Annotated in this window: 20 protein-coding genes and 1 tRNA gene; 1 reads left to right on the forward strand and 20 read right to left on the reverse strand. The window is 29.6% G+C overall.

Annotated features, from left to right (window positions below; all coding sequences use genetic code 11):
• Positions 1-56: 56 nt before the first annotated feature.
• The 9 genes from B3630_RS05470 to B3630_RS05510 all read right to left on the reverse strand — a co-directional run bounded on the left by B3630_RS05470 (position 57) and on the right by B3630_RS05510 (position 7,969).
• Positions 57-132 (reverse strand) — tRNA-Thr (locus tag B3630_RS05470).
• 83 nt (positions 133-215) lie between these two features.
• Positions 216-821 carry an RNA polymerase sporulation sigma factor SigH gene (gene sigH / locus B3630_RS05475; RefSeq protein WP_051824237.1) on the reverse strand — a complete coding sequence of 202 codons (606 nt, stop codon included), beginning with the start codon at positions 819-821 and terminating at the stop codon, positions 216-218.
• A 109-nt stretch (positions 822-930) separates the two neighbouring features.
• Positions 931-1,440 (reverse strand): NYN domain-containing protein, encoded by a 510-nt coding sequence (locus B3630_RS05480; RefSeq protein ID WP_346896230.1) that lies wholly within the window; start codon positions 1,438-1,440, stop codon positions 931-933.
• Between the two features lie 19 nt (positions 1,441-1,459).
• Positions 1,460-2,185: a 23S rRNA (guanosine(2251)-2'-O)-methyltransferase RlmB gene (gene rlmB, locus B3630_RS05485; protein ID WP_346867662.1), complete on the reverse strand. Its 726-nt coding sequence runs from the start codon at positions 2,183-2,185 to the stop codon at positions 1,460-1,462.
• Positions 2,186-2,411: 226 nt separating this feature from the next.
• Complete coding sequence (gene thyX / locus B3630_RS05490; RefSeq protein WP_346896260.1) at positions 2,412-3,209, reverse strand: FAD-dependent thymidylate synthase; 798 nt, start codon at positions 3,207-3,209, stop codon at positions 2,412-2,414.
• On the reverse strand, positions 3,193-3,618 hold the full coding sequence (locus B3630_RS05495; protein WP_346896232.1) for a Mini-ribonuclease 3: 426 nt from the start codon (positions 3,616-3,618) through the stop codon (positions 3,193-3,195). Before B3630_RS05495 ends, thyX begins: the two co-directional genes overlap by 17 nt.
• Positions 3,619-4,122: 504 nt before the next feature.
• Positions 4,123-5,835 (reverse strand): proline--tRNA ligase, encoded by a 1,713-nt coding sequence (locus B3630_RS05500; protein ID WP_346896234.1) that lies wholly within the window; start codon positions 5,833-5,835, stop codon positions 4,123-4,125.
• Between the two features lie 284 nt (positions 5,836-6,119).
• Entirely contained in the window at positions 6,120-6,809 is a 690-nt protein-coding gene (ispD, locus tag B3630_RS05505) for a 2-C-methyl-D-erythritol 4-phosphate cytidylyltransferase (RefSeq protein ID WP_346896236.1), read from the reverse strand.
• A 65-nt stretch (positions 6,810-6,874) separates the two neighbouring features.
• Entirely contained in the window at positions 6,875-7,969 is a 1,095-nt protein-coding gene (locus B3630_RS05510; RefSeq protein WP_346896238.1) for a PIN/TRAM domain-containing protein, read from the reverse strand.
• 359 nt (positions 7,970-8,328) lie between these two features.
• On the opposite strand from B3630_RS05510, the gene B3630_RS05515 reads away from it, so the two are divergent.
• Positions 8,329-8,757 carry a DUF1573 domain-containing protein gene (locus B3630_RS05515; protein WP_346896240.1) on the forward strand — a complete coding sequence of 143 codons (429 nt, stop codon included), beginning with the start codon at positions 8,329-8,331 and terminating at the stop codon, positions 8,755-8,757.
• A 30-nt stretch (positions 8,758-8,787) separates the two neighbouring features.
• Here the strand turns inward: B3630_RS05515 and disA are convergent, their stop codons facing one another.
• The 11 genes from disA to fusA all read right to left on the reverse strand — a co-directional run bounded on the left by disA (position 8,788) and on the right by fusA (position 21,974).
• Positions 8,788-9,852 carry a DNA integrity scanning diadenylate cyclase DisA gene (gene disA / locus B3630_RS05520; protein WP_346896242.1) on the reverse strand — a complete coding sequence of 355 codons (1,065 nt, stop codon included), beginning with the start codon at positions 9,850-9,852 and terminating at the stop codon, positions 8,788-8,790.
• Positions 9,853-9,901: 49 nt separating this feature from the next.
• Positions 9,902-11,266, reverse strand: a complete 1,365-nt coding sequence (gene radA, locus B3630_RS05525) for a DNA repair protein RadA (protein WP_346896244.1) — start codon at positions 11,264-11,266, stop codon at positions 9,902-9,904.
• A gap of 209 nt (positions 11,267-11,475) precedes the next feature.
• Complete coding sequence (locus B3630_RS05530; RefSeq protein ID WP_346896246.1) at positions 11,476-13,953, reverse strand: ATP-dependent Clp protease ATP-binding subunit; 2,478 nt, start codon at positions 13,951-13,953, stop codon at positions 11,476-11,478.
• A gap of 139 nt (positions 13,954-14,092) precedes the next feature.
• Positions 14,093-14,317: a hypothetical protein gene (locus tag B3630_RS05535; RefSeq protein WP_346870599.1), complete on the reverse strand. Its 225-nt coding sequence runs from the start codon at positions 14,315-14,317 to the stop codon at positions 14,093-14,095.
• Positions 14,318-14,453: 136 nt separating this feature from the next.
• Positions 14,454-16,196: an ABC transporter ATP-binding protein gene (locus B3630_RS05540; RefSeq protein WP_346896248.1), complete on the reverse strand. Its 1,743-nt coding sequence runs from the start codon at positions 16,194-16,196 to the stop codon at positions 14,454-14,456.
• A 173-nt stretch (positions 16,197-16,369) separates the two neighbouring features.
• The gene (locus tag B3630_RS05545) at positions 16,370-17,620 is read right to left on the reverse strand and encodes an aminopeptidase P family protein (RefSeq protein WP_346896250.1); all 1,251 of its coding nucleotides are present in this window, start codon (positions 17,618-17,620) and stop codon (positions 16,370-16,372) included.
• 46 nt (positions 17,621-17,666) lie between these two features.
• Complete coding sequence (locus tag B3630_RS05550) at positions 17,667-18,401, reverse strand: TraX family protein (RefSeq protein ID WP_346896252.1); 735 nt, start codon at positions 18,399-18,401, stop codon at positions 17,667-17,669.
• Between the two features lie 29 nt (positions 18,402-18,430).
• Complete coding sequence (locus tag B3630_RS05555; protein WP_346896254.1) at positions 18,431-19,069, reverse strand: histidine phosphatase family protein; 639 nt, start codon at positions 19,067-19,069, stop codon at positions 18,431-18,433.
• Between the two features lie 218 nt (positions 19,070-19,287).
• Positions 19,288-19,476, reverse strand: coding sequence for a hypothetical protein (locus B3630_RS05560; RefSeq protein ID WP_346896256.1), 189 nt, complete (start codon positions 19,474-19,476; stop codon positions 19,288-19,290).
• Positions 19,436-19,672: a hypothetical protein gene (locus B3630_RS05565; protein ID WP_346870593.1), complete on the reverse strand. Its 237-nt coding sequence runs from the start codon at positions 19,670-19,672 to the stop codon at positions 19,436-19,438. Before B3630_RS05565 ends, B3630_RS05560 begins: the two co-directional genes overlap by 41 nt.
• Positions 19,673-19,895: 223 nt before the next feature.
• On the reverse strand, positions 19,896-21,974 hold the full coding sequence (fusA, locus tag B3630_RS05570) for an elongation factor G (protein WP_346896258.1): 2,079 nt from the start codon (positions 21,972-21,974) through the stop codon (positions 19,896-19,898).
• Positions 21,975-22,305: the final 331 nt, after the last annotated feature.

Consider the following 22,305-nt stretch of genomic DNA (forward strand, 5'->3'; position numbering starts at 1 on the left):
ACATTTTTATTTTCACTTTTTTAATGTAAACTTATCCACGTGTGTTGCAAAATAACTGGAGCTCATAACCGGGATTGAACCGGTGACCTCCACCTTACCAAGGTGACGCTCTACCTACTGAGCTATATGAGCATTCAATACATAATGTATTTATTTTAAAATATTTTTGTCAGTTCCTTATTATAAATGATTTTTTTTTGTTTGTCAATACGATTTCATCTTTGTTCTAAACACTTTTCAAGTTTACGTTTTACCCTCTGAAGTGCATTATCAATAGATTTTGCTTGCCTGTCTAAATCGCTGGCAATTTCTTGATAAGATTTACCATCAAGATAAGAATTCAAAACTTCCATTTCTAAGCCTGACAATACTTCTTGTATCTTACTTTCTATGTTCTCCATCTCTTCTCTATCTATTATCAATTCTTCGGGATCAGATACCCTTATACCTGATAATATATCTAATAGAGTTCTATCTGATTCCTCGTCATATATAGGCTTATTCAGTGATATATAAGTATTCAGTGGAATATGCTTTTGTCTTGTGGCAGTTTTTACAGCAGTGATTATCTGTCTTGTTATACACAATTCTGCAAAAACCTTAAAAGATGCTAACTTATCATCCTTAAAATCTCTTATAGCTTTAAATAAACCAATCATACCTTCTTGGTATATATCTTCTTTATCAGCACCAATCAAAAAATACGATTTTGCTTTAGCTTTCACAAAGTTCTGATATTTACAAAGAAGATATTCTAGGGCTCTATTGTTTCCCGTCTTAGCCAGAGCTACTATATCTTCATCTTTTTTACCCGTAAACATGGAGTTTAACTCATCATTGCCACTTGTATTTCCCAACAATATCCCCCCCAAAGCATAAATGACCCTAATTAGAATTATACATTAACAAAATTTAGATAGTCAAGATATATTATCTACTTCTCCTTATCTTTTCTAGCTTTTCTGCCATCTCTTTATCTATGGACTCCTCAAAAAGATTTCTATTATGGAAACTCTTGTTCTCACACTGCCTAGATATCTTTCTGTTTGCTTCTTCAATCCAACTGTAAAACTCTATGGACGATACTCTATTGGCACCTCTTTGAAATATTAACTGTTGCTCCAGAGAATCAGATGTTACAACATAGACCTCTGATTTTCTCCCTACATGATTTACAGTCCTCTCTATATAACTATCCGCAGTTTCATCATGCTTTGTAAAAACTATAGTCAAATTTCCTTTTCTATCCTTTTTTTCTATACTTCCCTTTACCATATGCGCATCAAATACCAGTGTTATCCTGCATCCTTTAAAAGCTGCATAGTTAAGAAGTAAGTCAATAAGCTTATTTCTTGCAGCTTCGTAACTATAGTCCTTTATAGCATTTAATTCTGGCCAGCTATTAATTACATTATACCCATCCACAAAAATTTGCTTCAACTCTATACCCCATTTACTTCTACTTCAATCTTTGTTTTAATATTTCATATGCTATCATTCCACATGCTACTGATGCATTTAACGAATTCACCTTTCCTACCATAGGTATTTTAACCAACACATCGCACTTTGATTTAGTTAGCTTTGAAATACCTTTCCCTTCACTTCCTATAACTAAAGCTATAGGTCCTTTTAAGTCCGAATCATAGCAATATTGAGTCCCATGCATATCTGCTCCATATACCCATATACCAGATTCCTTTAGTTCATCTATAGCTACATTTATATTAGTAACTTTAGCAATTTTTATGTATTCTGTAGCCCCAGCTGAAGTTTTATAAACAGTAGGTGTAACTCCTACATTTTTTCTTTTGGGAATTATTATCCCATGTACTCCACAAACTTCTGCTATTCTTATTATAGACCCAAAATTATGAGGATCTTCAATTTCATCTAATACTAATATAAATGGATCTTCTCCTTTTTCCTTAGCGTTATTAATTATATCTACTATACCGCAATAATTATATGGAGTTACTATTGCAATTACCCCTTGATGTGCAGCCGTTTCACTTATACCATCTAGTTTCGCTCTATCCACATATTTAACTACTACAGATTTTTCTTTAGCTAATGCTGTAATTACACTTATGGATCCTTTAGTATCTCCTTGTGCTATCATTATATATTCTATTGTTCTATCAGATTTTAGAGCTTCAATAACTGCATTTCTACCTTCAATCATATCTTCTCTTGAGGTTGTATTGAAATTTTCAACTTTTATATTGCTATGAATATTTTCATTTCTGTAGGATTGATTATTTCTTCTTTCACTATTTACATCACCTACAAATCTATTATTATCTCTTCTATTTTTCCCTATACGTTTAGGTCTAGCATTTTTACTCCCTTGTCTTTTATCTTCCATCCTTATATCACTCCTATCATCTATTTCTATATCAATTTACATTTTATATAGATAAGTACTTATTTCTTATTTCTATAGCCTTACCACAAGTCATAGACCCTTCTGAACAACTTCCTTTTACACAACTAGGACCGCATCCTTCAAATAAATTTGGTGCTACTTTTTTTACTTCCTTAAGCATAGCATCTGCTAAATCCCTTATTTCCCATTGAGCTCTCATACAGCATCTATGACTAAAGAAATGCATAAGCTCTCTAGCATTCATTGTAACTACAATTTTAGTTGCACATGCATTAGGAAATATATATCTAGCATCCTCAATAGCACTTTTTTCTGCTTTGGACTTTAATGATTTCATCTCTTTTTCTGTGATTTCTTCACATTTTCTTCTTGCTTTATGTTCATTAATATATACATCTAAATTAGAAGCTTTAAGTACTTCAACTAATTTATCATAGTCTTCCTGATCTTTTTTCATCGCCTCTACAAAGATAGCATTACACTTCTCATCTTTTGCTATAGATGGTGGAATTATATATTCAAAAGCATCTAACTTAACATATCTTTGACTTTGCTGAGAATAAGAAGCAACTCTATGTCTGACCAATTGATGTGTTAAGCTTCTGGATACGCCCTCAATACCAAATGTAAAGCTTACATGTTCAACCGGAGAGTTATGACCATAACTATTCAGCATTTTTATAAATCTACTTGTAGTTTCTTCATCTAATCCTTCTGTTATTTCCTCAATTCCTACTGAACTATAACATAATTTAGCTGCTGCAGCCACTACTTTTTCTGGATTTGGAGTAAACTCCATAAGTTTAACTTTTATCATTATTATCACTCATTTCAATAATTTTATTAAGCAAATAATTTAATCTGTCATTCTTTCCTGAAATGTACAAATATCCTATTACAGCTTCAAATCCTGTTGCCCACCTATACTCACCAACATCTGCGTTCTTAGGAACACTAGATTTAGTATTTCTTCCTCTCTTAAAAACTGACATTTCCTCTTCGTCAAACATATCTAAAATTAATTTTGCATAATTACTCTGTGATTTTGCTTTGACAAAATTAACAGTTTTTAAATGCAACTGCTGTACTTTCAATGATTTATTTTCCCCTAATAAATAGGTTCTTATAAATACTTCATACACAGCATCACCTATAAATGCAAGAGTTAATGGGTTTATTAAATGTGCTTCTTTTGCACTAAATTTTTCTTTCAATAAATCAAATTCCATATTTTTCTCCTTAATGAGATAAATCCTATTATAATAATTAAACACAATAATTATATATTTTCAAGATTTCATAGTCAAATCTAACTTTTCCCTAACACAATTCTTATTAATGAATTATTAAAAAATATAGTTATTAAGAGCCCTAATTATTCACTGTCTTCATCTTTTTCTTCCATTTCTAATATGCTCTGTTGAAAATTACAGTGATAGAATATAATTGGCTATTTTCACTTCTTTCAAAATAACAAAATCTCTTAACCCCTTGAGTCCACAACAACTAGTTACCTAGTTAACTATTTATATAGTTATATAGTTTCCTATTAACATATATAAATAGTTTAATATATATTATATGAAAATATAAATTCTCTCCAAATTTTATCACTTCAATTAACCGCAGAGTTTTCTAAAAACCAATATCAAAAATTATAGTAAAATAGGACTATATTTTATTAATACAGTCCTATTTACTTAAAATGAAATAATTTACTTTATAACAAATGATTAAAACTTTAAATTATTTGCTAAAAACTCTTTTTCTATTCTGTCTACTACATCTTCTATATTTGCTTCTTCAATATCTTGATTTTTTCTTAACTTAAATTCAACTATGTCTTCCACTACTTTTTTACCTACTGTTACTCTTATTGGAATTCCAATTAAATCGGCATCCTTAAACTTAACTCCAACTCTTTCATTTCTATCATCTAAAAGCACATCTACTCCTCTAGTTTTAAGATCCTCATAGATTTTCTCGGCTCTATTCATTTGTTCTTCATTTTTAACATTAGCAGGCATTACTATTACTTTATATGGTGCAACAGCCATTGGCCAAAGGATACCATTTTCATCATGATGCTGTTCAATTATAGCCGCTACAGTCCTATTAATACCAATTCCATAACATCCCATTACTAGTGGTTTCTCTTTACCATTTTCATCTAAATAGTTAGCTCCCATAGATTCTGAATACTTAGTTCCAAGCTTAAATATATGTCCAACTTCTACTCCTCTTCTAATATTTATTGGACTTCCACACTTAGGACACATATCCCCCTCTGCTACGAGTTTATAATCTCCTACTATGCCGTTAAAATCTCTTTCATAATTTACATTTTCATAGTGATATCCTGTATCATTAGCTCCAACTATAAAATTACTCATTCTAGTAACTTCTTCATCTACAAGTAGTGTATCTACTTGTAATCCAATTGGACCAGCAAATCCTATTTCTGCTGATGTAGCCTTTAAGACAGTTTCTGCATCGGCCATTTCTAATTCCATAATTCCACCTAATGCATTAGAAACCTTAGTTTCATTTAAGCTTCTATCTCCTCTAACCATTACTGCCACAACTTTGCCATCAGCTTTATATATTAGAGTCTTTGCAAACTTCTTATTACTAGTATTAAAAAAAGTTACTAACTCTTCTATAGTTCTTACATCTGGAGTTGCTATCTTCTTTAATTCCTTTTCTTCTTTTTTCTCTGCATCTTCCAGTTTAGATGTAGCCTTTTCTGTATTGGCAGCATAATTACAACCAGTACAGAAAGCTATTTCATCCTCTCCTATATCAGATTTAACCATAAACTCTGCTGAACCCGATCCTCCCATAGCTCCTGAATCTGCTTCAACAGCGCTAAATTCTAAATTACATCTAGTAAATATCTTATTATATGCTTCATACATCTTCATGTAAGATATATCTAATCCTTCATTATCTTTATCAAAACTATATGCATCTTTCATTATGAATTCTCTTGATCTCATAACTCCAAATCTAGGTCTTCTCTCATCTCTATATTTGGTTTGAATTTGATAAAGATTTAATGGCAATTGTTTATAAGATTTAATTTCATTTCTCGCTAAATCTGTAAATACTTCTTCATGGGTTGGTCCAAGACAAAAATCTCTTCCATTTCGATCTTTAAGCCTAATCATTTCTGGTCCCATTACATCCCATCTTCCAGATTCTTGCCACAGATTTGCTGGTATAAGTGCAGAAGCTAAAAATTCTTGAGCACCTGCTCTATCCATTTCTTCTCTAACTATATTTTCTACATTTTTTAACACTCTAACTCCATTTGGCATGAAAGTGTATATTCCTGTAGCTGATTTTCTTATCATTCCAGCTCTTAACATAAGTTGATGGCTTGCTATCTCTGCTTCACCTGGAACTTCTCTTAGTGTACTTATTAACATCTTTGATAACTTCATCTTCCATTCACCTCTTAATTATATTTATAAATAAAAAAATAGAACCCACCCTAATTAGGGCGAATTCTATCGCGGTACCACCTAAAATTTATACTTCATTTTATAACGGCTCATGCCGGTAGTTAAAACTACTGCTCAGAAGCAGGTTCAAAACGTGTGAAAATCTTTCAGCCGGTGAATTTTCTCTCTGTGGGTATGTTTCTACTATTCTTCCTCATCACATATTAATATTAAATTTTAATAAATATCATTATATCATACATATTTAAATATTGCCTACATATTTATATTTTATTTTTTAAAATATTTTCTCCAATTATCATATCTTCTGGCGTTGTAAGCTTTATATTTAAATAACTACCCTCATAAAGATATACTTTTCTATCAAATTTTTCAACAACCATAGCATCATCAGTAACTTGTTCTTTAGTCTTTTTTAATTTTTCATGGCAGAATAATATAATATCATACTTAAAACACTGAGGCGTTTGAACTATAAAAGTATCCTCTCTATTTAAGGTTTCCTTGGCAAACCCTTCTTTATCCTTAATTTTTATAGTGTCCTTTGATCTAACTCCACAAGTACATGCACCATGTTTTTCAGCATTCTTAATGCCATTATTTATTATATTGTCAGTAACAAATGGTCTAGCTCCATCGTGGATTAATACTATTTCACAAGGTTCTATTGCCTTTAGTCCATTGTATACAGAGTCTTGCCTTTCCTTCCCACCTTTTACTAAAGCTCTAACTTTTTTAAGGTCATATTTTTCAATTATATTCTTTTTACAGTACTCCATCTCATATTCTGCACACAGAACTATAATATCATCTATATTTTTATTGTCAGAAAAAGCCTTTATAGTATGATATAATACTGGTTTTTCTGCCAAAGTCAAAAACTGCTTGTTTACATTTGACCCCATTCTTTTCCCTTGTCCTGCAGCCAATATTATCGCTGTATTTTTTCTCATAATTCCTCCAATAAATTAACCTTAAACTAATCATAAATTGGCGCTTAATTTTTCTTAATAAAAAACTATTGTTCCTTTGGTTTTGCAAATATCATTCTTCCTGCTGCTGTTTGAAGTACTGAAGTAACTACTACAAATATATTTTCACCAATATACTTTCTACCTTCTTCAATGACAATCATAGTTCCATCATCTAAATATGCAACCCCTTGACCTGACTCTTTTCCATCTTTAATTACCTGTGTTTTCATAACTTCTCCTGGTAATAAAACAGGTTTTACAGCATTTGACAACTCATTAATATTTAATACAGGTACTCCTTGAAGTTCTGCAACTTTATTTAAGTTATAATCATTAGTAATTACCTTTCCATTCAATACTTGAGCAAGTTTAAGTAATTTAACATCTACTTCCTTAATATCTTCAAAATCGCCTTCCCATATTTCTACATCTATACTTAACTCTTTCTGTATTTTATTAAGTATATCTAATCCCCTTCTTCCTTTTGTCCTTTTTAAAGAATCTGAGGAATCCGCAATATGTCTAAGCTCATCTAAAACAAAAGTAGGAATTACTAAAGTACTTTCAATAAAACCACTTTGACATATATCAAATATTCTTCCGTCAATTATTACTGATGTGTCTAACACCTTAGGGCTTAACTTATCGCCAACATTCTTTATCTTAGAATCCTTATTAGCTCCAGGCTTTTTAAAGCTTGTAAACACATGTATAATTTCATCTTTTTTTCTTACGCATATATCTGCAAATAAAACAGTAATTATTACCGTAACAATTACGGATATTATTGTTATTATTATGGAATCTACTCTAATAAGTGTAGATAATAATACTGATATTATAAGTCCAATTAAAGCTCCTATACCTGCAAATACAATATCTACTATTGGAATCTTTTGAGCAGACCTTTCTAAGTATTCCATAGCTTTAACAATTCCTGAGTTTATAAAAGGTGAAATAAAATAAAATATAAGTCCAATAAAAATAATACATAATACAACAAATATTATTGAAATAAAACCTGTATTGTTTATTCCTAACTTAGGTAAAAGTTCCGTAGAATTTCCCCATGCACCTAAAACATATCCCAATGTTCCTCCTATTAAGGTAAACAAAGCCCTTAATATTTTCTTTAACACCACAGCACCTCCTTAATTTTTTAACCTATATTGTGATTATTTACAAATTTTCTCCATAATATCCTACTAAATTAAATATATATTATCATTAATTACATTTCAATGGATTATTAGAATATTAACTAAAATTTGATTAACTATATATAATATTAACATTTAAAATATTTGATATTCTCAATTAATAATTAACAAACAATTTTCAATATAAAAATATTTGTCAATACTCACATTTTCTACTTCTTGACATAAAATAAATTGTTAACAGTAAAATTACCCCCTATGAATAATAGTAATATTGATATATTATATAAATAAAGGTATTCCAGGTAAGTAACTTTATTTATAAAGGAGTGAAAGTTATGAAGGATCTAATATTTGATGAATTTCAAAATTCTGTAGATAGTTCTTTATTAAGACATAAAAGCATACTTGACATACTAAGCAAATTGCAGGAATCTGAAAGTAGAGTTAACAGATCCGTAGTAAAAGCTGTTACTAGTTGCGGTTGTGTTAAAATTAAAGCTGAAAAACAGGGTATAAGTTATTCGTTGAACAATGATAATGAAAACACCATAGATAAATTAACCTTAGATGATTTAGAAATACCTCTTAGTTCCCATATACAAGGAGAGCTATGTGATAATTGCCGTAAAATCATCGAACGGGAAATAGGCAATCACTTATTCTATATAACTTCCTTATGCAATAGTTTAGATATAAACTTATATGATGTACTTTTAACTGAATACAAAAATATAACTACCTTCGATAAAATTAATTTAAGATAACAAATATAGCACAAACTTAATTGCTTTGTGCTATATTTGTTTATCTAATATAAATTGCTCTTTTAATCTTCTTAGGCCATTTTTAATGATTTTAGCTCTTGCTTCTCCTACCCCATCAACTAAATCTAATTCATCATAAGACGCTTTCATTACCACTTGAAGCTCTCCAAAATGTTTTATTAGATTTTCTATAATTGCCGATGGTAATCTAGGTATTTTATTTAATATTCTATATCCTTTTGTAGATATGAAATTATCCACTAAAGGAACTCCACCATATCCTAATACCTTAGCTATCATATCAAGATCCAATAACTCTATAGCTGATAACTTTTCTATATTCCTATAAACGTCAAGATATTTCTCTGCATCCCTACAATAGTCTCTCACAAGAAATACTCCTTCTTGTTCAACGCCCTTGATTAATTCTCCTAATTGCATAGATATAAGTCTACCTTCATTCCCCAACTCACATATGTACGTTTCTATCTCACAAACTATTCTCATAACCATTTCATTTCTCTGTATTGCTGTGACTACATCTAAAAGGGTTGATAAATCTTGTAACTCCAGTAAGTTTAGATTACTTATTACTCTTTCTAAAACTAACTGATATTTTTCTAAGGTTTGAATAGCTTGATTAGCCTTAGCTAATACATCACTACTTTCTCTAAGGACATATTTTATATCATCTTTATATACAGTGATTATATTCCTTCTTTGAGATATTGCTACTACTATATCACCAGTTTCCTTTGCAACTCTTTGAGCTGTTCTATGTCTAGTTCCAGTTTCTTGAGTAGTTATAGATGGATTTGGCATCAGCTGTGTATTAGCGTATAATATCCTTTTTAAGTCACTACTTATAACTATAGCTCCATCCATCTTTGCTAGTTCATATATATATGCTGGAGTATACTCTGATTTTATTGAAAATCCTCCATCTACCATATCTAATATTGCATTACTATCACTTAATACTATTAAACCTCCAGTTTTAGCTCTTAATATATTATCTAATCCTTCCCTCAGTAGGGTTCCTGGGGACATAATTTTTAGTATTTCCATAAGTTCTTTTTGCTCTTGTTCCCTCATTATTTTCCTCCATTATTAATTTAACAATTTACTGTTCTCTTATATATTATTAAAAAATCTTTGACACCGCTTCTCTAACTGTATCCACTCCAATTAAATTTATTCCTTTATTAGTTATTTTTGCTTTATTTTTATTTGGTAGCATTACATTAGTAAAACCCATCTTTATTGCTTCATTTATAATTTTCTCTGCATGAGCTATAGGCCTAACTTCTCCAGTTAACCCTACTTCTCCTATAATTAATAAATTTTCTATTTTAATTTCCTTTGCTTTGACACTAGATATTAACGCTAAAACTATTCCTAAATCTCCATATGTACCGTCAATGTTAAGCCCACCTACCACGTTAACATACACATCACTGTTATAAAAAGGAACTCTTAATTTTTTTTCTAACACCGCTAATATCAAACTTAATCTCTGGTTATCAACACCTACTGCAGTTCTACGTGGCATCACAGCTTTAGTTTCACTTGCTAAGGCTTGAATTTCTACTAAAATAGGTCTAGTTCCTTCAACTATTCCAATGACTACTGATCCTTCCTGTTGCATAGATTTTTCTTGCAAAAATACTGAAGATGCATCATTTACTTCCTCAAGACCACTTTCTCTCATTTCAAACACACCAATTTCACTAGTAGTTCCAAAACGATTTTTTATGGTTCTTAATATTCTAAACTCTTGTGTTCGCTCTCCCTCAAAATATAGAACTGTATCCACCATATGTTCAAGAACTCTTGGTCCAGCCAATTCTCCTTGTTTAGTTACATGGGCAACAATGAATAATGGAATATTCTTTGTCTTTCCTATTCTCATTAAATCATTAGTACATTCTCTTACCTGCGATACACTTCCTGGAGCAGATGAAATAGTTGGTTTATATAATGTTTGAATAGAATCTATTATTATAAAACTTGGCTCCATTTCAGTTATATGCTCTTCTATAATATCTATGTTCGTTTCTGATACCACATAAAGCTCTTTTCCTGTAGCTTTCAGACGTTCTGCTCTCATTTTTATTTGCTCTTCTGACTCTTCTCCAGATACATACAGAACCTTTCCATACTTTAGCGAAATATTACTGGCACTCTGTAGCAATATAGTAGACTTACCAATACCAGGATCTCCAGATATTAAAGTTAATGATCCCTTTACAAGTCCACCACCTACAACCCTATTTAATTCCCCAATTCCTGTATCTAACCTTTCATATTCACTGGATTTTACATCCGTAATATTCTTTGGCTTATTTCCAGAAGACATAGTAACTGACCTTTTAAAATTAGTTACTGCTTCACTTTTGACTTCTTCTCCCATAGTGTTCCAGCTATTACATCCAGGACATTTTCCATACCACTTTGGAGCTTCATAACCACACTCATTACATATATATACTTTTTTAATCTTTGCCATAATTTGCTCCTTAAATTTTTTATATTAATATATTATTTCTTAACTATTAATTAAAATACTTATTATACTATGAGTTTAACCATTATTTTATATAGTAAATTATATTGTTCTTAACTATAAAAAAACCACTTATATAAAGTGGTTAAAAATATATGGTATTATACCTATGATAATTATATACCTATTTTTGTTTAAACACAATGAAGTAATTAGCTACACTTAATAAACTTCAATGCATCTTTTTCAACTGTTATTTGTATGATATCACTCTTTTTGAAATTCCCTTTAAGAATCTCATCAGATAGTCTATCCTCAATCATATCAGTTATAATTCTTCTTAAGGGTCTAGCTCCGTACTCTTTATCTCTTTTTTGTTTACTTATGAATGTTTTAGCTTCATCTGTAAACCTTAATATAATATCATTTTGCTTAGCTCTTTCACATAGATTATTTGTAATTATATCAACAATTTTAATTATGTGTTCATCTTTAAGCTTATGAAATACTACTATATCGTCAATTCTATTTAAAAGTTCTGGCTTAAAGATATTCTTTATTTCGCCTAGTATAATTTCTTTCATATTTTTATATTCATTATCACAATTTTTATCATCAGATAATCTTTCAAATCCTATAGAACGGTGTTTTTTTATAGTAGATGCTCCTGCATTAGAAGTCATTATAATTATAGTATTTCTAAAATCTACAACCCTTCCCTTAGAATCTGTAAGTCTTCCATCTTCTAGTACTTGAAGTAAAATATTAAATATATCTTCATGCGCCTTTTCTATTTCATCAAATAGTATTACAGAATATGGACTTCTCCTAACTTTCTCTGTTAATTGACCTCCTTCATTAAATCCTATATAGCCTGGTGGTGAACCAATTAGCTTTGACACAGAGTGTTTCTCCATATATTCTGTCATATCTATTCTGATTATTGAATTTTCATCATCAAACATAGTTTCTGCAAGTGCTTTAGATAATTCAGTTTTCCCTACCCCTGTTGGTCCTAGAAATATAAAACTCCCTATAGGTCTCTTGCAATCTCTTAGTCCTACCCTTGATCTCCTTATGGCCTTTGCAATAGCTTCAATAGCTTCATCCTGACCTATAACTCTTTTATGAAGAATGTTCTCTAAATTTAATAATCTATCAGTTTCTGTAGATGTAAGTTTTTCTAAAGGTATTTTAGTCCATATTGATAAAACTTTTGCGATCTCTGCCTCATCTACCGTTATCTTGATTTCTTCGTTACTTTCTACTAAAGTTCTTTTTCTAGAGTTTAATTGTTGTCTTAATTCATATTCTTCATCTCTAATGGATGCTGCCTTTTCAAAATCTTGAATATCAATTGCTTGTGATTTTTCTTCAATTTTATTCTTAAGCTTCTGCTCCAAAATTCCAATTTCATTTCTTTGTAAATTTTCTATTCTACTCTTAGCCCCTGCTTCATCTAAAAGATCTATTGCTTTATCTGGTAGGTATCTATTTGATATATATCTATCTGATAAATTTACTGCTGCACTTATAGCTTCATCTGTAATTCTAATTGAATGATGTTCTTCATACTTATTCTTTAACCCTTTAAGTATTTGTATAGTATCTTCCTTAGAAGGTTCTTCAATTATAATTGACTGAAATCTTCTCTCTAAAGCAGAGTCCTTTTCTATATACTTTCTATATTCATCTATGGTTGTCGCTCCTATGCATTGAAGTTCCCCTCTTGCAAGGGCAGGTTTTAATATGTTAGAAGCATCTATTGCACCTTCCGCACCACCTGCTCCTACTATAGTATGAATTTCATCAATGAATAAAATAATATCCTCACTCTTACAAACTTCATCCATTAAAGATTTTAACCTATCTTCAAATTCTCCTCTATACTTTGCTCCTGCAACCATAGAAGCCATGTCTATACTGATTACTTTCTTATTTAATAACATTTCTGGTACATCATCACTTTGAATTTTTTGTGCTAATCCCTCAACTATGGCTGTCTTGCCCACTCCAGGATCCCCAATTAAACATGGATTATTTTTTAGCCTCCTACATAATATTTCTAAAACTCTTTCTGTATCCTTTTCTCTTCCTATAACTGGATCAAGCTTATTTTCACTAGCATATCTAGTTAAATCCTTGCCGTACTTATCAATCATTGGAGTTTTATTTTTTTTAGACTTATATGGCTCCTCTATTTTTGTCTCAGTTCTACTGTCATGAAAATCAGAATTACTGCTTAATGATATTTCACATTGTTTTTTATCATAGGATAACATTCCTAGCAATTCATTGAAGTTTGTTCCTAAATTATCTAATATTGTATAGGCTACGCCCTCTTCTTCTTTAAGTATAGCTAATAATATATGCTCCGGAGATACAAATTTATCATTCAGATTTCTGGCTTCTACTAAACTAACTTCCATCAGCTTTTTTGTTCTAGGAGTAAAATATATATCTTCTGGATATATTTCATCCTCACCATAGCCAACTAATTTTTCTATTTTATCTTTAATCTTTATTTCATCAACACACATATTTTCTAGAGCCTTAGCTGCTATGCCGCCCTCTTCCACAATACCTAATAATACATGTTCAGTGCCTACATATCCGTGTCTAAATCTTTTCGCTTCTCCATGAGCATACATCAATGCTTGTCTTGCTCTATCATTATATTTATTAAACATTACACTAACCCCTTTATCTATATAGCAAAATGCTAATACTATAATATTTAGTCTATCCAATTTCAGCAACGACAAACCATAAATTGTAATTATTTTTAAAATATATTTTTTAAAAATGTATATAAATAAAGTACCTTCCCTATTGGAAAAGCACTTTATTTATATATTTTCTATCTTTGTATAAAGTAGATATAGCATTGTTATAATCATAATACTCTATTTTAATGCATTTTTCTTCATAACATCTTATTTTAACATTTAGATTATCATTTAAAATTACATCAATAAGAGCACCATCTTTATCATAGCTAAACTCCTTTAAATCATTTAATAGTTTGTCTATATTTTCTTTGTTTCTAATCATCTTTTCCTCCAGTATATAAATAATTTTAATTTCATGTAATAGATTATTTTAAGTAAAAATCATATTATCATATGATTTTTCACTTAAATAAATAACATAATATGATTGGATTATTAAAGATATATCATTAATAATTTTAGAACTCTAATTCCGAATCATTAAAATATCCATTAAACTGTGAGTTATACAACCTAGCATAAATTTCACCACTATTAATCAATTCTTTGTGAGCACCTTTTTCAACTATTCCCTTATTTGTTAATACTACAATCTCATCTGCATTTTTAACAGTTGATAGTCTATGAGCAACTATAATAGATGTTCTTCCCTTAGATAACTTTTCTAAAGATTTTTGAATTATAAGCTCTGAAGTATTATCAAGAGCTGATGTAGCCTCATCTAATATTAATATAGGCGGATTCTTTAGAAATACTCTAGCAATAGATATTCTTTGCTTTTGACCCCCAGACAATTTTACTCCTCTTTCCCCTACATAAGTTTCATATCCTTCTGGTAGTGACATGATAAAATCGTGAATATTAGCATTTTTAGCTGCTTCAATAACCTCATTATCGCCAGCTTCAGGATTTCCATAGAGAATATTATCTTTTATAGTTCCTGTAAATAGAAATACATCTTGCTGTACTATTCCTATGTTTTTTCTCAAGGACTTTAATGTTATCTCCTTAATATCTTCTCCATCAATAGTAATTTTCCCTTTATTTAGTTCGTAAAACCTTGGAATTAAATGACAAATAGTTGTTTTACCACCACCAGATGGTCCAACTAATGCTAAAGTCTTACCTTTTTCTATTTTTAAATTTATATTAGATAATATTTCTTCACTACCTTCATATTTAAAGGTAGCATTTTTAAACTCAATTTCACCTTGTACATCTTTAAATTCTCTTGCATTATCACTATCTACTATGTCTGGTTTAGTATCCATTAACTCTATAAAACGCTTAAATCCTGACATACCTGATTGATATTGTTCCACAAATGATGTTAATCTTCTTATTGGTTGCATAAAATATGCTACATATAGAAAATAAGTAGATAGATCAATTACGCCTAATTCTCCTTTATATACGAAGTAACCTCCAAAGCCTAAAACAACTACATTTAGCATGTCTACAAAAAATCTCATTCCAGACATGAACTCTGCCATATATTTATAAGCAGAAGATCTACTAGTTCTAAATTGAGTATTTCCTTCATCAAACTTTTCCATTTCATATTCTTCATTAGTAAAAGATTTAGCAACTCTTATTCCTGATATACTATTTTCTAGCTTAGTATTAACTACAGCTATCTTCTTTCTAACATCATAAAATGCCTTGGACATTTTCATTCTCTTAGTCATAGTAAATATTATAATTATAGGTATACAAGCAAATATTATTAATGTTAATTTTATATTTATAGCACATAGTAAACCAAAGGATCCTATAAGCATTATTATTGAAATAAAAACATCTTCTGGTCCATGATGCGCCAGCTCAGAAATATCCATTAGATCATTAACAATACGTGACATAATATTTCCAGTCTTATTATCATCAAAATAGCTAAATGGTAATGTCTGAAGATGGGCAAACACTTCTTTTCTCATATCATATTGAAGCCTTACACCCATTACATGACCCCAATAATCTATTATATAATTTGCTATAAGCTTAACTACATACAATAATACTAAGATAATTGTAAATATTAATATTATTCTTAGATTCTTATTAGGAATTGCATCCTTTAGTAGGTAATTTGTAAACATAGGAAATACTAAATCCATGGCTGCTACTAAAAATGCACATATCATATCAATTATAAATAGAGTTTTGTGTGGTTTGTAATAAGATATAAATCTCTTTAACATTAAAATTCCTCCATATCTCCTAGTAAAATTTAAAAAATTGTTCTATAAACAAAGTTTTAAGCCCCAGCAGAAAAACTCCTTCTACTGAAGCTTAAATTCTCTATAAACTTATTAAAATACTCTTTAATTAATATACATAAATCTTCAACAAAAAAACTTTCACTGCTAAGAAATTAATTACTATTTTTACTCATAAACATTTCTATATCTTCTATACTTTTAATTATATGAGCAGAAAGATTTACATAACCATCCTCTGTAACTAGAATATCATCTTCAATTCTAACGCCTATACATTCTTCTTCTATGTAAAGTCCCGGCTCGTCTGTAATAATCATACCTGGTTTAAGCTCTATATTTCTCGGTCCTACATCATGGGTATCTAATCCTAATGGATGTGCTACACCATGATAGTAGTATTTATTTAACTCTGAGTCTTCCTTTATAAGGCCAATTCTCTTACATCCCTGAGCAAGAACTTTTTTAGTTATGTCTTGTAATTCACCAGTAGTAACTCCTGGTTTTACTGCTTTCATAACAGTTTCATTAGCTTCTAATACAATATTATATACTTCCTTTTGTCTTTCTGAAAACTTTCCATTGATAGGAAAAGTTCTGCTTATATCCCCATTGTAATATTTATATTGTGCTCCTAAGTCTAAAAGCATAAGCTCTCCATCTTTAGTCTTAGTATTATTATATACATAATGAAGTATAGTTGCATTCTTTCCTGTAGCTGCAATAGTTGGAAATGCAAAGTCCTTAACTCCATTTTTCTTTAAAATGTAATTAAAATATGCTTCAATTTCATACTCTTTCATTCCTGGTTTAGCATTACTCCATATTTCTTTTATCCCATCATAAGTTACATCTATAGCTTTTTTAATTAATTCAATTTCTTCTTCTCTTTTTATAGTTCTAAGTAAAGCTATATCATGATATATATTTTTAATTCTTACATATGGATATCTTTTCATAATATCTACCGCAAAATTTTGAGATGATGTTTGTGGAATATTAAATTCTTGTCTTTCTAAATCTAAATACACATTATCAATACTAAATCTATCAAAATAACTTGCAATGGTACTTTCAAAATCTTTTAAAAACTTAATATCCTCTATACCTGAAACTTCTTTTGCTTTATCTTCACTTATTGTTTCACCAACCCATTTAGCCATAACAGGATCATTCTCTTGTATAAATAACATTTCTGACACTTTGCCATTAATATTTATCATTACCATAATTACTTTTTCTTCGTCAATACCAGTTAAATAATAAAAGTTTCTGTTTGGTGTAAATGGATAAGTCTCATCTGCGGACTTATAAGGAGCTTGTCCAGCAAAAAATATAGCTATAGAATTTTGAGAAAGCACATCCCCTAACTTTTCTCTGTTAGTAACAAAAAAAATCTTATTCATAATTAATCCCCTTTTCATCAATATTTTCTATAAACCTCACTAATTATTATATACCATTTATTAGAATATATCTAATAAATACTAAAACTAATAAGTGAAGTGGATAAAACCCATAAAATATTAATTGTATTTTTTTACCTTCATTCCCATTGTAATGATAAATAAAAAATAAGCTATTAATGCAAGTTGCTTGAAGAAAAATTCTAAGGTTTACTCCAAATGGTTCCATAAAATATTTTAAATATGGTATAGTATATAAAAAATTCAATCCTATCATAGAAAAGGTTAATTTTTTAAAATTCTCTTTAAATATCTTAAAGCATAATATGATACAAACTCCATATACTGCATAATCAGATTGAAATTTTTCTAAGATATATAGTATTCCTAATATAATGATAAATTTAATTATATATATAGAAATATCAAATACTTCTTTGGATATCTTAATATAATGCTTTAACTTGTAACAATGAACTTTTTTGTCTAGTATTATTATAATAAATATTGCTGAAAGAAGTGTAAAAAATACATTTAGCCCTTTAGTCTCAAATGCTAGCATGTAAGGTATTTGTGATATGATAGCTAAAATAAATAGCCTAAACATATATCTTTTTATATTCTTAGTCCTACTATATCCCTCTGTTATTAAAAATGCATATATAGGAAATGCCACTCTTCCAATGATTCTCAAAAATATTATTTCTGGAAAAAATACGGCTCCTGTATGATCAATTAGCATAGTTACACAGGCCAATAGTTTAAGTGAGAAACTATCCATAACTTAACAATCCCCCAATGATTATCTTCCTATTCATTATATTCTTTCACTTGATATTCATGGTGTGATATATCTGCACACTGCACTATCTTATGTATTTTATCATCAAACTCTATAGTTGTAAGGCTTGTCTGTTTTATGTATGGCTCCATCCAAAAATTACTTATATCAATATTTTCTAAACTACAAAGTAATGCTTTTATAGGCATAGTATGTGTAACTATAAGAATACTTTTTCCTTTATTTTCTTTTATAATTTCCATAATTACTTTATCAATTCTTTCAATGAGCTCTTCAATGGTCTCTCCATTGCCTACAGGTTTATATATTTCTGGTTTATTCCAATAATTATAATATTGTTCTGGATACATTTTCTTTATTTCATTTTGGTTCAATCCTTGGAACTTACCTAATTTCAATTCTCTTAGTCCATCATGACTTATAAGTTCAACATTCTTATTTTCATTAATTATTTCTGCTGTCTTATAGGCTCTACCACTAGAACTTGAGTATATCTTGTCTAAGTTAATTCCTTTTAATCTCTCTCCGAGCCATTCTGCTTGTTTTACTCCTAGATCTGTTAAAGGAGAGTCATTCCAACCTTGCATCCTCCCTTCTACATTCCATTGAGTTTGTCCATGACGAGTTAAATATACAGTTGTTGTCACTTCTTCTCCTCCTACACTAAATTAAAACTTATTAATATACCAATTTTAATATAACTTCTCTAAATATGCAAATATACCACATGTAAATTCTATGCTTATACATTGAATTTACATGAAAAAATATTAAGATTTCTATATAAAAAAATATGCAAATAGTAAGCCCTCTTAAAACTTACATACTTGCATACTATCTAAAGTCTACTAATTATACTAGCATATTAATCCTTATAAATATCAAATTTATCTAATTGTATTCTATTAGGTAACACTTTTGTATCATGAAATAACTCATCTAGTAGCATAAGATTATCGTTTTCCTCAACAATTTTATGAGATCCAATTCCAAATTCATCTTTTAATAATTTTTCATCTTCGTTTTGTGGCATGAATATAGTACTTACCATCATTTCTTCCTCCTCTCTCAACTATATCAAATTTATCACTTTCTAAAATGTTACATAATACTTTTGCATCTTCTACCTTGGTTTCGCTCATCTCAATTTGGAAGTTATCTAATGGTCCAATTATTCCCATATAGTCATGAATAGAACTATAATCGCTTAATCTAATCTGTCCATATATATTCATTTTATAGTCTGACATAAACAACCCCCTATTATATAATTATTTATAGTTTGTTAAAGTTCACATATTTTTATACATTATTATTTAAATTATATATTCTTTGAAATATTAAATATCTAAAAGTAATTAATTATATATTAACCTACTACATAAAAAATAAACCCAGTGATAAAACTTCTATTATCACTGGATTTATCTATTTATATAAAATTAGAATATCTACTCAAAATTTATACTATTTTTATGCTTCCTTTTTATTTTCAGATATAATTTTATCTACTAAGTCTCCTGGAACTTCTTCATATCTTTCAAATCTACTTCTAAAACTTCCTCTAGCCCCTGTTATACTTCTTAAATCAGTAGCATAGTTATACAATTCAGCTTGAGGTACTTCACTTATTATTCTTTGACCCTTTAATCCCGGCTCCATTCCTAGTATTCTTCCACGTTTTTTATTTATATCAGCTATAACATCTCCCATATAATCATCTGGAATATCTATTTCTACGTACATTATAGGTTCTAAAAGAATTGGATTTGCCTCTTGAATACCTTTCTTATAAGCTAAAGAAGATGCTATTTTGAATGCCATTTCCGAGGAATCTACTGGATGGAATGAACCATCATGCAATGTTGCCTTTAATCTTATAACTGGATATCCTGCAAGTACTCCATGAAGTATACAATCTTTAAGCCCCTTCTCTACAGCTGGTATATATTGTCTAGGAACAGCACCGCCTACTACTGCATCAACAAATTCTAATTCATCTTCACCATCATTTCTAGGCTCAAATTTAACCTTTACATCTCCATATTGTCCATGTCCTCCTGACTGTTTCTTATGTTTTCCCTGTACATCTGCAATTTTTTTGATTGTTTCTCTATATGGTGTTTTAGGAATTCTAAGACTTACATCTGCCCCAAATTTATTTTTCAATTTACTTACTAAAACTTCTATATGGGTTGTACCGATACCTGAAATTACTACTTCAGCATTTTCTATATCTCTTGATATTGAGAATGTAGGATCTTCTTCTAATAACTTTGAAAGTCCACTTGATATTTTATCTTCATCTCCCTTTGTATTAGGTATTACAGCTCTAGAATATACTGGTAATGGAAATTTCATTCTATTAAATACAATGGGTCTATTTGAAGCGCATATAGTATCTCCAGTACTAGTAAATTGTAATTTTGAAACTGCCCCAATATCTCCAGCTTTTATTTCTGTAGTAGGATATTGTTTTTTCCCTTTCATAAAATATAGTGATCCAAGTTTTTCATCTTTTTCTTTAGATGAATTGAATACAACAGTATCTGATTTTGCAGATCCTGTTATAACTCTAAACATAGATAATTTACCAATGAATGGATCAACTATTGTCTTAAATACCAATGCGGAAAATGGCTCTTTTTCATTAATTTTTATATTTATAAATGCATTGTTTTTAATATCTTTAGCCATATATAAATTAGTCTCTATTGGAGATGGGAAACATTCTACTATATCTTCTAATAATGTTTCAGTTCCTATACTTGCTATAGCCGAACCACACATTATAGGGCATATATCACCTGTAGATGATCCTTTGATTAATCCATAGTATATATCTTCTTCACTTAATTCGCCATCATTAAAATATTTATCTAACAAAACTTCATCAGTTTCTGCTACCGCTTCCATGAGCATTTGTTTACACTCTTCTACTTTATCTCTTAACTCCTCTGGAATTTCTCCTTCTTCCATAGTATGAGTCTTAGGATTAAATATTCTAGCTCTATTAGATATAATATTTACTATACCCCTAAATTCTGTTTCTTTTCCTATTGGGTATTGTATAGGCACAACAGACATACCAAACTTATTTTTTAATTGATCTAAAACTTTTTCAAAGCTACTATTCTCACGGTCTAATTTGTTTACAAATATAGCTCTCGGTAATTTACGCTCAACTGCATAATTCCATGCCTTCTCTGTTCCTACCTCAATTCCTGCAACTCCACACACAGTTATCATTGCCATATCGATAGCACTTAGTCCTTCAATTATTTCTCCTTCAAAATCAAAATAACCTGGCATATCTACTAAGTTAATTTTAACATCTTTCCATTCACAATGAGCAACAGCTGTAGAAATGGATATTCCTCGCTTTTTTTCTTCTACATCATAGTCGCTTACAGTAGTTCCATCCTCAATTTTTCCTATCCTATCAATCTCTTTAGTGTAATATAGTAAACTTTCCATCAAACTTGTTTTGCCCGAACCACTATGACCAATTATTCCTACATTTCTTAAATTATTAATTTTATACTCTTTCATAAGGCGTACCCCCTAAATTAAATTTGGATGTATTAAGTTTATAAAATTGTATTAAATATATATTTTATTCTATGCATTATCAAAATCTCCTTCAAACGTTAGAATATTTATAATATTTAATCAATTATAAATAGAATAAAGCCATAATATAGCCTTATATCTATTTATATTTCTTAAATTAACTAATATTCTTTCATTATAAAAATATCTTATAATAACACTGTTTGTATTTTTTTATTATTTTATTTTAAAACAATAAAAAAGTAGATAATTAACAAAATTATCTACATAGAATTTATAATTATAAGAAATGGCTCCGCGAAGAGGATTC

Origin of the sequence: Clostridium sp. UBA7503 (assembly GCF_002477055.1) — a bacterium.
GTDB lineage: Bacteria > Bacillota > Clostridia > Clostridiales > Clostridiaceae > Clostridium_J > Clostridium_J sulfidigenes.